Consider the following 11563-nt stretch of genomic DNA (forward strand, 5'->3'; position numbering starts at 1 on the left):
CGGATCAGTAGTGCGGCGGCGGCGGTTCGCTCGCCGGATCAGAAGAATTCAGTGCGTTGCGGACCTTGCCCAGGTCTTCCAGCAGCACGCGCAGCACATCGGCGTTGCGCATGCCCTGCATGCGGGCATCAGCCAGCGCATCGCTCAGTTCGGCCAGCGCCTGTTCCTGGAAGGACACGCGCATTTCCAGCTCGACCAGGCGCGCTTCCAGCGCCTGCTCGCGTTCAGTGGGCATATCAGACATGCAACGAGCGCCCCCGGCCAATGCCGTAGTACGCAAGACCTGCAGCTTCCACTTCGCCCGGCTCATACAGGTTGCGGCCGTCGAACACCACTGCGTCCTTCAACTGCTCGCGCAGCTTCTGGAAGTCGGGGCTGCGGAACTGCTTCCACTCGGTGACCACCACCAGTGCATCGGCGCCCTGCAGTGCTTCGCCTGCCGTGCTGCAGAACGTGAGGTCGTCGCGCTCACCGAAGATGCGCTGCGATTCATGCATCGCTTCCGGGTCGTAGGCACGCACCGTGGCACCGCCTTCCCAGAGCTGGGCCAGCAGGCGACGGCTGGAGGCCTCACGCATGTCGTCGGTGTTCGGCTTGAAGGCCAGGCCCCATACGGCGAACGTCTTGCCGCGCACGCCTTCGTCCTCGCCCTTGTCGTAATGGCGCTGGATGAGGGCGAACAGGTGGCCCTTCTGTGCATCGTTGACCGCTTCAACCGCATTGAGCAGCTTCGGCTCCAGGCCATACTGCTGGGCGGTACGGGCCAGTGCCTGCACGTCCTTCGGGAAGCACGAGCCACCGTAGCCGGCGCCCGGATAGATGAAGTGCCAGCCGATGCGCGGGTCCGAGCCGATGCCCTGGCGGACCTGCTCGACGTCGGCACCCACGCGTTCGGCGATGTTGGCGATTTCATTCATGAATGAAATCTTGGTCGCCAGCATCGCGTTGGCGGCGTACTTGGTCAGCTCGGCCGAGCGCACGTCCATTTCCACCACACGGTCGTGGTTGCGGTTGAACGGCGCGTACAGGCGACGCATCACCGCCACCGACTCCTCGCTGGTCGCACCGATGATGATGCGGTCCGGGCGCATGCAGTCGGCGACTGCGTCGCCTTCCTTCAGGAATTCCGGGTTGGACACCACGTCGAAGGCGATGTCCGCGCCCCGCGCGGCCAGCTCTTCAGCGATGGCTGCACGCACCTTGTCAGCGGTGCCGACCGGCACCGTCGACTTGTTGACCACCACGGTCGGCACGCTCATGTGCCGGCCGATGGTGCGGGCCACGGCCAGCACGTACTGCAGATCGGCGCTGCCATCCTCGTCCGGGGGCGTGCCAACGGCGATGAACACCACCTGGCCATGCTCGATGGCGGCCGCCGCATCGGTGGTGAACGCCAGCCGCGAGGCGGCATGGTTGGCCTTCACCATCGGCTCAAGGCCCGGCTCATAGATCGGGATGATGCCCTGGTTGAGGCCATCGACCTTGGCCTGATCGATGTCCACGCAGACCACCTGGTGGCCTGCGTCGGCCAAGCAGGTACCGGTCACCAGTCCAACGTAACCGGTACCAAAAATCGCAACGCGCATATCCGTATTCGCTCCTGAATGACTTACGGCAGAACGCCCAGCAGCTCGACGTCGAACGTCAGCGTCGCGTTCGGGCCGATCGGGCCGCCGGGGGTGCCGTTCTCGCCGTAGGCCAGTTCGCCCGGGATCCAGAAGCGGTACTTCGAACCGACCGGCATCAGCGCGACGCCTTCGGTCCAGCCCTTGATCACCTGGTCCAGGCCGAACTCGGCCGGCTGGCGGCCGTAGGAACTGTCGAACACGGTGCCGTTGAGCAGCTTGCCTTCGTAGTTCACGCGCACCTTGCTGCTCGGCAGAGGACGCTCGCCGCTACCCGGGCGGATCACCTGGTACTGCAGGCCCGACGAGGTGGTCACCACGCCCGGCTGGGTCTTGTTCTTGGCCAGGAATGCGTTGCCTTCCGTGCGGTTGGTCTGCGCAGCCTGGGCGGCCTTGGCCTGCATTTCAGCCTGCTTGGCACCCATGAAGGCCTGGATGGTGGCGGTCGCGTCAGCTTCCGTCATCTTCGGCTGGCCCTTGGTCAGGCCGGTGCTGATCGCGTCAAACAGCGAGGCGACATCGATATCGTCCTTCAGCTGCGCCAGCGACGGGCCCACCGAGTAGGAGCCGATCATCTGCGACACCTTGACGCGGTCGACCTTCGGCGGCTGCGAACCCGGTGCCACGCCCGGCACCTGCTGGCCACTGCGGGCCATCACGACCTGGCGCAGGGCGGCATCGGTGGCCTTGGCCTGTTCCTGGGTGATCTGCGGCTGCAGGCCCTCGAACGAGCGCTCAACGGCGGTGCGCAGGGCGGCCACATCGATCTCTTCGGCGATCGGGGTGAACGACTTGGCCACGTCCAGGCCGATGGCATAGCCGAGCTTCTGCTTGGGGGAATTCAAGGTTGCGGTCTCCTTGGCGGCTGCGGGGGCAGCCGGTTGTTGCGACAGAGCGACACCCGAAGTGCCCATCGCCAGAATCAGAACCGACGCCGCGGCGCCGCGCATTCCCATCTTCATTCGCTGCATTCCTGGAAGTGTCTGGGCGCCGACGTCGGCGCGAAAAGAAGCATTGTCGCACGCATGCCGTCGATGTCGAGGCATGCGTGCCGGATATCAATGCGTGGCGGCTGCCGCCAGCGCCTTGTCGATGGCCGCGGTCAGCTGCGGATCGTCCGGCGTCACCTTGCTGGCGAACTGGGCAATGACCTTGCCATCGCGGCCCACGAGGTATTTGTGGAAGTTCCAGGCCGGCGCAACGCCGGTCGCTGCGGTCAAGCGCTGGTACAGCGGCGTGGCCTGGGTACCGACCACATGCACCTTCTCGAACATCGGGAACTTGACGCCATAGGTCAGGGTGCAGAAGTCCTGGATCTGCTTCTCGTCACCCGGTTCCTGGCCCTTAAAGTCATTGGAAGGGAAGCCCAGCACCGCGAAACCGCGGCCGGCATAGCGCTTCTGCAGCGCCTCCAGCCCTTCGTACTGCGGCGTGTAGCCACACTTGCTGGCGGTGTTGACCACCAGCAGCACCTGCCCGTGATAGCGCTGCTGCAGATTCACCTGCTGCTTGCTGGCCAACGGCCGGTATTCCAGATCGAGCAGGTCGGCCGCCAGCGCACTGGCGGAACCGGCGGCACCGGCCACCATCAGGGCCAGCAGGGACAGGCCGCGCAGGCGGCACGGGGAAACGGTCGGCAGGGGCATCAGAGGCGGTCCGCGGTAGCCATTCACAAGGCCCGGCCAGCGCTGGCCGGGAATCGGCCGAACTATAGCACCGGGCTCCGGCACCCCTGATGGCACAGGCCCACACGGGCTTTGCGCTGCGTGGCGGATGCGCTGCCCGGGCGCCATCGATGGCGCAGCGATGACATAGCATGGACATCACTGAATGGAAGGCGGCCCCGGGAAGACCCCTGCGGCAGTTTTATTTCCCTTTTGAATCAATCAAATAAAGGGATATTTCAGCAATCTGACCACCCCTGCCATCAGTTGGGGGCGGCAAGGGGTTGCACGTAGGCGTGCCGGTGTTATAGTTGCATACAACACCAGTCACCTGAGACAGGGGGAAGCCATGAACGTCCGGATCCGTCGCAACCTCACCGCGCCCGCGGCCGTCGCTGTTTCGACCCTGCTCGTGCTGGCCTGGTGGGCCACGCCCACCGCCCCTGCTTCTGCCGCTGCTGAAAGTACGCAGGACGCAACGCTCTCCCCGGCAGGGAACGCCCCCTCCTCCCCCCCTCCCCCGCGTCGGCAGCACAGCGCGCTGTCCATGCCGTATTTCTCGTTCGCCCAGCCGCTGACCCCACGGAGCTGAATATGAGCGACATCCAGTGGAGCGACGGCGCTCCCATCTACCGTCAGTTGAAGGAGCGCGTGATCGCCATGATGCTCGACGGAATCCTCAAGCCGGGCGATGCCCTGCCTTCGGTGCGCCAGGTGGCCGCCGACTATCAACTCAATCCCATCACCGTTTCGCGCGCTTACCAGGAACTGGCCGACGAAGGCCTGGTCGAGAAGCGCCGCGGCCTGGGCATGTTCATGACCGAGCAGGCGGCCACGCAGCTGCGCAGCAGCGAGCGCGACCGTTTCCTCAACGAAGAATGGCCCGCGGTTCTGGAGCGCATCCAGCGCCTGGGCCTGAGCCTCGACGAATTGCTGCCCCAGGGGAAAGTCTGATGAATAGCACTGCAAGTGAGTCGGTCATCACCGCCCGAGGCCTGCGCAAGGCCTACAAGACCACGGTCGCCCTCGACAATGCCAGTTTCAGCATTCCAAGCGGGCGTATCGTCGGCCTGATCGGGCCCAATGGCGCCGGCAAGACCACCGCGCTGAAGGCCCTTCTGGGCCTGACCTCGGTGGAGGGTGAACTGAGCGTGCTCGGCCGCGACCCGCGACTGCACCGCGACGAACTGATGAACGACATCTGCTTCATCGCCGACGTCGCCGTACTGCCGCGCTGGCTGAAGGTCCGCGAGGCGATCGACTTCGTCGCCGGCGTGCACCCGCGCTTCGACCGCGCCCGTTGCGAGCGCTTCCTGGCCAACACCAAGCTACAGCCGAAGCAGCGCGTGCGCGAGCTGTCCAAGGGCATGATCGTGCAGCTGCACCTGGCGCTGGTGATGGCCATCGATGCCCGCATCCTGGTGCTGGACGAACCGACCCTGGGCCTGGACATCCTGTACCGCAAGGAGTTCTACCAGCGCCTGCTGGAAGACTACTTCGACGAACAGAAGACCATCATCGTCACCACCCACCAGGTGGAGGAGATCGAGCACATCCTCAGCGACGTGATGTTCATCCGCGACGGCCGCATCGTGCTCGACGCGGAAATGGACGACGTCGGCCAGCGCTACACCGAGCTGCTGGTCAATGCCGACCAGCTGGACACCGCCCGCGCCCTGAAGCCGATCGACGAGCGCAGCCTGGCGTTCGGCAAGACCGTGATGCTGTTCGATGGCGTGCCGCGCGCCCAGCTTTCCTCCCTCGGCGAGACCCGCATCCCGGGCCTGGCCGACCTGTTCGTCGCCATCATGAAGGGGACCTACGCATGAATGCCGTCAACCACCCCGTCAGCCCGATCGGCACCCTGCGCTGGCTGCTCAAGCGCGAGTACTGGGAGAACCGCGGCGGTTTCCTGTATGCCCCGTTGATCGCCGGCCTGATCTCGCTGGTGATGAGCATCGCCGGCATTGCCTTCGGCCTCTTCGCACTGAACCGTGCAGCGCGCGACGGTGGCGTGCACATCGATGGCGAGAACGTGAACATCAATGGCCTGAACCTGGCCCTGCTCACCCGTGACATCAGTGCCAAGGACCTTGCTGATCTTGGCAACGGCCTGGACCTGACTCTGGTGCTCAGTTCAAGTTGGCCCTTCCTGGTGCTGGCCTTCGTGGTGTTCTTCTACTGCCTGGGCGCCCTGTACGACGATCGCCGCGACCGCAGCATCCTGTTCTGGAAGTCGTTGCCGCTGTCGGACACGCAGACCGTGCTGTCCAAGGTGATCAGCGCACTGATCGTGGCACCGTTGATCGCAGTGATCGCTGGCATCCTCACCATGTTCGGTTTCATGCTGATCATCAGTGCCGTCGCGCTGCTGCACGGTGGCAGCCCGATGACCCTGATCTGGGGCCCGGCCAGCCCGCTGACCCTTGCCGCTGGGCACCTGGCCTGGATTCCGGTCTATGCCCTGTGGGCCCTGCCCACCGCCGGCTGGCTGCTGCTGTGCTCGGCATGGGCCAGGAGCAAGCCGTTCCTGTGGGCGGTGATGCTGCCGTTGTTTACCGGCATCATTGTCAGCTCCACCAAGATGATGCCGCTGTTCGGCCTGACCACCGGCTGGTTCTGGCAGAACATCGTCGGTCGCCTGCTGCTGGGGGGCGTACCCGGCATGGACCTGCTGTATCGCCTCGGCGCCGACGAAGCCTCGCGCCGCGATCTGGACTCGGTCGTCAGTCTGATGTCCCCCGCCTCGCAGCTGAAGTCGCTGGCGATGCCGGAACTGTGGATCGGCGCCGTCGTCGGTGCAGTGTTCATCTTCCTTGCCATCCGCCTGCGCAAGCGCGCCGGCGAGATCTGATCCCATCCATCCGGAGGCATTACCCATGCGTTCCCTGCTCGCCTGTTCTGCGTTGTTGCTGTTGCCGTTGTCGGCGCTGGCCGCCGATGCTCCGAACTGCAAGTTCACTGCTGCCCGCGCGCTGAAGCTGGACGTGGCCGGTGCCAAGACGGTGGTGTTCGAGGTCAACCAGCATGACCTGAAGGTGGTCGCCAGCGCTGGCGGCGGCCAGCTGGACGGCCGCGCCTGCGCGTCCAGCCAGGAATGGCTGGACCAGCTGGTACTGGACCAGCGCAAGGTGGGCGACAAGCTGGTGGTGAGCCTGCGCCGCGACGGCCGCCAAAGTGGCATCAGTCTGGGCAACAGCTACGCCTGGCTGGATATCCGCGGCAGCGTGCCGGACAACCTGCCGCTGCAGTTCAAGGTCGGCTCGGGCGATGCCAGCGTGGAAAACGCACAGTCCCTCAGCGTGGACGTCGGCTCAGGTGACGCGGTGGCCCGCGGCACCCGCGGCAGCATCCACGCTGCAGTGGGTTCCGGCGACCTCAACATCGATGGCGGCAGCTCCTTGAACCTGCTGTCGCTGGGTTCCGGCGACGTCACCGTACGCAACATCAGCGGCGACGCCAGCACCGGTACCGTCGGCTCCGGTGACCTGAAGATCACCGATGTACGTGGCAACGCGCGGCTGGACACGGTGGGCTCGGGTGACATCGAGTTCAAGCGCGTGCAGGGCAACGTTGAAGTGGGCGTGGTCGGCTCCGGCGGCGTCGACCTGGCTGACATCGGCGGCAATGTGCACGTCCGCAGCCACGGCTCGGGCGACATCCACGTCGACGGCGTGCGCGGCACCCTGACCGTCGATCACAGCGGCAGCGGTGACGTCGATCATCGCAACGTCAGCGGCCGGGTCACTCTGCCGCGCAGCAAGTAACTCTCTTCCAGACACTACCAGGGGAACACCATGAACCTGTTGCGCCTGTTGCCCGCTGTGCTGCTGTCCCTGCCGCTGATCGCCTGCGGCGGCACGTCGTCCGCGCCCGACAAGACCGTCGGCAAGAGCGTCGCCGAAGCCACAGGTGGCGTTGGCGAGACCGTCAAGAACGCCATGGACGATGCCCGCAAGGATATCGCCCAGGGCAACATCAAGATCTCGGCGGACAAGCAGCCGCGTGCGGAGATCACCCCGGATGGCCGCCTGCTGATCGCGGGCAAGGAGATCGCTGCCAACGATATCCAGCGCCGCCATCTGCAGGACTACCGCGGCCACGTGGTCGCCATCGCGATGGACGGCATGGATGTCGGCCTGGCAGGCGCCAAACTGGGTGCCAGCGCGGCCGGCGAAGCGCTGAAGGGCATTTTCAGCGGCGACAGCGAAGGTGTCGAAAAGCGCATCAATGCCGAAGCCGAGAAGATCGAAGCCCAGGCCAAGCGCATCTGCGACCGCCTTCCGGCGATGCTGGCCAGCCAGCAGGCGCTCGCACGCGAACTGCCGGCGTTCAAGCCCTACGCGACCATGGACCAGGGCGACGTGGACGACTGCGGCAAGGACACCGTGGTCCAGCGCTAGGCCTGTGACAGATCAGCGCACCCGGCCGGCAGCGGCGTCCGGCTGCCGGCCGTAGTGCGCCGTCCGGCTTACAATGGCGGCCCCGGACGCCCCCGAACCGAATGTCATGAAGAAGCTGTTTCTGCTGCTGACCGCCCTGCTCTGCCTCGGCCTGGTCGGCTGTGACCAGGAATACCGCAACCACCGTGCCGAGCGCGGCAAGCCCAAGATTTCCGTCAGCGAAGGCATGGTCACCGTGCGTCGCCCGCCAGCACCGAACATCATCATCCTCGCCGATGGCACGATGAAGATGGACGAGATCCAGATTCCGCTGGACGACGGACAGAAGCAGATGCTGCAGACCATGTTCGGCAAGCTGCAGGTGCTGCGCCAGAACACCCTGGTGGCCGCACCGGCCGATCCCAACATGCAGCCGGTGAAGATCCAGCCGCCCGAGGGCATGGAAGTGATTCCGACGGACCTGATCCAGCGCATCCCCGAGTTCAAGGATTACACCGACACCTTCGGCAACATCGTCGCCGACCGTCGCTGAAGAAAAACGCCGCCCGAGGGCGGCGTTTCCTTTTGTAGAGCCGAGCATGGGCTCGGCTCTACAGATTACAGAATCCGGATCAACCGCCGCCACCGCCACCGGCCTGGATGCCACCGGCCGTCAGGGCGGCCGGGTCCAGCAGGCGACGCAGCTCGGCTTCGGCCAACCCGCTGTCCTCCAGTGCCACGTCCAGCACCGGGCGCTGTTCCTTGTAGGCACGCTTGGCAATCGCCGCAGCCTTCTCGTAGCCGATGATCGGATTCAGTGCGGTGACCAGGATCGGATTACGCGCCAGCGCCTCGGCCACGCGATCCTCACGCACCTTCAGCCCGGCGATCGCGCTGTCCGCCAACAGGGTCGACACGTTGGCGAGCAGGCCGATGCCATCGAGCAGGTTCACCGCGATCAGCGGCAGCGTGACGTTGAGCTGGAAGTTGCCGGTCTGGCCAGCCACGGTGATCGCGGTGTGGTGGCCGATGACCTGCGCACAGGCCATCACGGTCGCTTCCGGAATCACCGGATTGACCTTGCCCGGCATGATCGAGCTGCCCGGCTGCAGTGCCGGCAGTTCGATCTCGCCCAGCCCGGCCAGCGGACCGGCGTTCATCCAGCGAAGGTCATTGGCGATCTTGATCAGCGCCACGGCCAGCGCATTGAGCTGGCCGGACAGCTCGACTGCATCGTCCTGCGCGGCCAGGCCTTCGAATTTGTTCTCGGCGCTGTCGAACTTGAAACCGGTCTGCTGCTTCAGCGCCTTGGCGACCTGCGCGCCAAAACGTGGGTCGGCGTTGATGCCGGTGCCGATGGCGGTGCCGCCCAGCGGCAGGCGACGCACGCGCTTGAGGCTGTCTTCGATGCGCTCCTGCGCCGAGGCCAGCTGCGCCGACCACGCACCGAATTCCTGCTCGAAGGTGAGCGGCATCGCATCCATCAGGTGGGTACGGCCGGTCTTGACCACCTTGCGCAGGCTGCGGCCCTTCTTGTCCAGGGTCTTGCGCAGGTGCACCAGCGCCGGCAGCAGCTGCTCATGCGTCGCCAGTACCGCCGACACGCGCAGCGCGGTTGGAATCACGTCGTTGGAGCTCTGCCCCTGGTTGACGTGGTCATTGGGGTGCACGGTGGTCTTGCCCGCCTTGCCGGCACGGTTGGCCAGTGTTGCGATGACCTCATTGGCATTCATGTTCGAGGAAGTGCCCGAACCCGTCTGGTAGACATCGATCGGGAAGTGCGCGTCCCAGTCGCCGGCAGCCACTTCGGCGGCGGCGGTCTGGATGGCCTTGGCCACATTCTTCGGCAGGTGGCCCAGCTCGGCGTTGACGCCCGCGGCGGCGCCCTTGACCAGGCCCAGGGCACGGATGAAACCGCGCGGCATGCGCTGGCCCGACACCGGGAAGTTCTGCACGGCACGCTGGGTCTGGGCGCCCCACAGGGCGTCCACAGGCACCTGCAGCTCGCCCATGCTGTCGTGTTCGATTCTGAAACCCTTGCTTGCAGCTTTGCTCATTGCATCAACTCCGCACTACTTCAGTTGGGGAAAGGGAAGCGGCGGCTGGCAGGGTGTCGCTTCCCGGGCTGGCGGCTGCGCCAACGATACTCCCTTGCCCGCAGCGTGGGATGACGAGCGCGGGCCAGATCGTTTCATCCGCAGGGCCGTGTTGTAGAACCGAACCTACGCTCGGCTGGCCCGTGGGCGCTGGATTACCCGGAGCAGCCGCGCGTGGGCTCGGCTCTACAGGGCACGCCTGCCCGGCACGTCGTAGAATATGGCCCCCGCCGCTCGTCCCAGCCCTGCCGACATGTCCGATTCCGCCCTGCTCGCCCTGTCCCCGCTCGATGGCCGCTATGCCGGCAAGGTCGATGCCCTGCGCCCGATCTTCTCCGAGTACGGCCTGATCAAGGCCCGCATCACGGTCGAAGTGGAGTGGCTGCTGGCCCTGGCCGCCGAGCCGGGCATCGTCGAGTTGGCCCCGTTCTCCGACGCCGCCGTCGCCCGCCTGCGCGCCCTGGCCGCCAGCTTCAGCCCGGCCCAGGCCGCGCGCGTGAAGGAAATCGAGCGCACCACCAACCATGACGTCAAGGCGGTGGAGTACTTCATCAAGGAACAGCTGAAGGACGACACCGAGCTGGCACCGGCGCTGGAATTCGTGCATTTCGCCTGCACCAGCGAAGACATCAACAATCTCAGCTACGGCCTGATGCTGGAGCAGGCCCGCCGCGAGGTGCTGCTGCCGACCCTGGACGGCATCGCCAACAGCCTGCGCAGCCTGGCCCACGCCCAGGCCGGCCAGCCGATGCTGTCGCGCACCCACGGCCAGACCGCCTCGCCGACCACCCTGGGCAAGGAACTGGCCAACGTGGTCGCGCGCCTGGAGCGCCAGCGCAGGCAGATCGCTGCCGTCGAGCTGACCGGCAAGATCAACGGCGCGGTAGGCAACTACAACGCGCACGTGGCCAGCTATCCGGACGTGGACTGGCCGGCCTTCGCCGAGCGCTTCGTGACCGGCCTGGGCCTGGTGTTCAACCCGTACACCACGCAGATCGAGCCGCACGACAACATCGCCGAGATCGGCGATGCCGCGCGCCGCGCCAACATCATCCTGATCGACCTGGCCCGTGACATCTGGGGCTATGTTTCGCTGGGCTACTTCAAGCAGCGCCTGAAGGAAGGCGAAGTCGGCTCGTCGACGATGCCGCACAAGGTCAACCCGATCGATTTCGAGAATGCGGAAGGCAACTTCGGCATCGCCAACGCGCTGTTCGAGCACTTCAGCGCGAAGCTGCCGATCAGCCGCTGGCAGCGTGACCTGACCGATTCCACCGTGCTGCGTGCACTGGGCACCGCGTTCGGCCACAGCCAGGTGGCACTGGACTCGCTGGCCAAGGGCCTGGGCAAGCTGGAAGTGAACCCGCAGCGGCTGGACGCGGATCTGGACGCGGCCTGGGAAGTGCTGGCCGAAGCCGTGCAGACGGTGATGCGCCGCCATGGCCTGCCGAATCCGTACGAGCAGCTGAAGGCGCTGACCCGTGGCCAGGGCATCACCGCCGAGTCGATGCGTGCGTTCGTGCAGGGGCTGGAGCTGCCGGCGGATGCGAAGCAGCGCCTGCTGGAGATGACCCCGGGCAGCTACACCGGTCTGGCGGAATCGCTGGCGAAAAAGATCTAAGGGGTTTCCTTTGCGGCGGCGGCCGCGGGCGCTGCCTGCGGCAGGCAACGGCAACAGCATCATAAACGTCAAGAGCGGCTCTGGATTGCTGCTAGCTGGGCGGGTCGGGATGGGCCAGCGGGACACGCCGTGAACCCGTCCCTGGGGGCTCGATGGCGCCATCCATGGCGCCAAC

Annotated in this window: 12 protein-coding genes; 7 read left to right on the forward strand and 5 right to left on the reverse strand. The window is 65.8% G+C overall.

Annotated features, from left to right (window positions below):
* Positions 1-4: 4 nt before the first annotated feature.
* The 4 genes from ACTJJM_RS08865 to ACTJJM_RS08880 form a co-directional block, all read right to left on the reverse strand.
* Positions 5-244 carry a SlyX family protein gene (locus tag ACTJJM_RS08865; protein WP_019337356.1) on the reverse strand — a complete coding sequence of 80 codons (240 nt, stop codon included), beginning with the start codon at positions 242-244 and terminating at the stop codon, positions 5-7.
* Entirely contained in the window at positions 237-1586 is a 1350-nt protein-coding gene (locus ACTJJM_RS08870; RefSeq protein WP_010480421.1) for a UDP-glucose dehydrogenase family protein, read from the reverse strand. The genes ACTJJM_RS08865 and ACTJJM_RS08870 overlap by 8 nt, the downstream gene beginning before the upstream one ends.
* 23 nt (positions 1587-1609) lie before the next feature.
* Entirely contained in the window at positions 1610-2587 is a 978-nt protein-coding gene (locus tag ACTJJM_RS08875) for an FKBP-type peptidyl-prolyl cis-trans isomerase N-terminal domain-containing protein (protein ID WP_010480420.1), read from the reverse strand.
* Positions 2588-2683: 96 nt separating this feature from the next.
* On the reverse strand, positions 2684-3271 hold the full coding sequence (locus ACTJJM_RS08880; protein WP_019337359.1) for a glutathione peroxidase: 588 nt from the start codon (positions 3269-3271) through the stop codon (positions 2684-2686).
* 612 nt (positions 3272-3883) lie between these two features.
* Here ACTJJM_RS08880 and ACTJJM_RS08885 point away from each other — a divergent pair.
* The 6 genes from ACTJJM_RS08885 (at position 3884) to ACTJJM_RS08910 (ending at position 8224) form a co-directional block, all read left to right on the forward strand.
* Positions 3884-4243, forward strand: a complete 360-nt coding sequence (locus ACTJJM_RS08885; protein ID WP_006453095.1) for a GntR family transcriptional regulator — start codon at positions 3884-3886, stop codon at positions 4241-4243.
* Positions 4243-5118: an ABC transporter ATP-binding protein gene (locus ACTJJM_RS08890; protein ID WP_019337360.1), complete on the forward strand. Its 876-nt coding sequence runs from the start codon at positions 4243-4245 to the stop codon at positions 5116-5118. Before ACTJJM_RS08885 ends, ACTJJM_RS08890 begins: the two co-directional genes overlap by 1 nt.
* Complete coding sequence (locus tag ACTJJM_RS08895; protein WP_440865400.1) at positions 5115-6143, forward strand: ABC-2 transporter permease; 1029 nt, start codon at positions 5115-5117, stop codon at positions 6141-6143. Before ACTJJM_RS08890 ends, ACTJJM_RS08895 begins: the two co-directional genes overlap by 4 nt.
* A 25-nt stretch (positions 6144-6168) precedes the next feature.
* Positions 6169-7056, forward strand: coding sequence for a DUF4097 family beta strand repeat-containing protein (locus ACTJJM_RS08900; RefSeq protein WP_010480407.1), 888 nt, complete (start codon positions 6169-6171; stop codon positions 7054-7056).
* A gap of 30 nt (positions 7057-7086) precedes the next feature.
* Entirely contained in the window at positions 7087-7692 is a 606-nt protein-coding gene (locus ACTJJM_RS08905; RefSeq protein ID WP_125437294.1) for a hypothetical protein, read from the forward strand.
* Between the two features lie 106 nt (positions 7693-7798).
* Positions 7799-8224 (forward strand): hypothetical protein, encoded by a 426-nt coding sequence (locus ACTJJM_RS08910; protein ID WP_010480403.1) that lies wholly within the window; start codon positions 7799-7801, stop codon positions 8222-8224.
* 79 nt (positions 8225-8303) lie between these two features.
* Here the strand turns inward: ACTJJM_RS08910 and ACTJJM_RS08915 are convergent, their stop codons facing one another.
* The gene (locus ACTJJM_RS08915; protein ID WP_440865401.1) at positions 8304-9728 is read right to left on the reverse strand and encodes a class II fumarate hydratase; all 1425 of its coding nucleotides are present in this window, start codon (positions 9726-9728) and stop codon (positions 8304-8306) included.
* 292 nt (positions 9729-10020) lie between these two features.
* Here ACTJJM_RS08915 and purB point away from each other — a divergent pair, with 292 nt between their 5' ends.
* Positions 10021-11388, forward strand: a complete 1368-nt coding sequence (gene purB, locus ACTJJM_RS08920; protein WP_010480398.1) for an adenylosuccinate lyase — start codon at positions 10021-10023, stop codon at positions 11386-11388.
* The last annotated feature ends 175 nt before the right edge of the window (positions 11389-11563 follow it).

The sequence above is a fragment of the Stenotrophomonas sp. 22692 genome (genome assembly GCF_052045015.1).
In the GTDB taxonomy this organism is placed as follows: Bacteria; Pseudomonadota; Gammaproteobacteria; order Xanthomonadales; family Xanthomonadaceae; genus Stenotrophomonas; species Stenotrophomonas geniculata.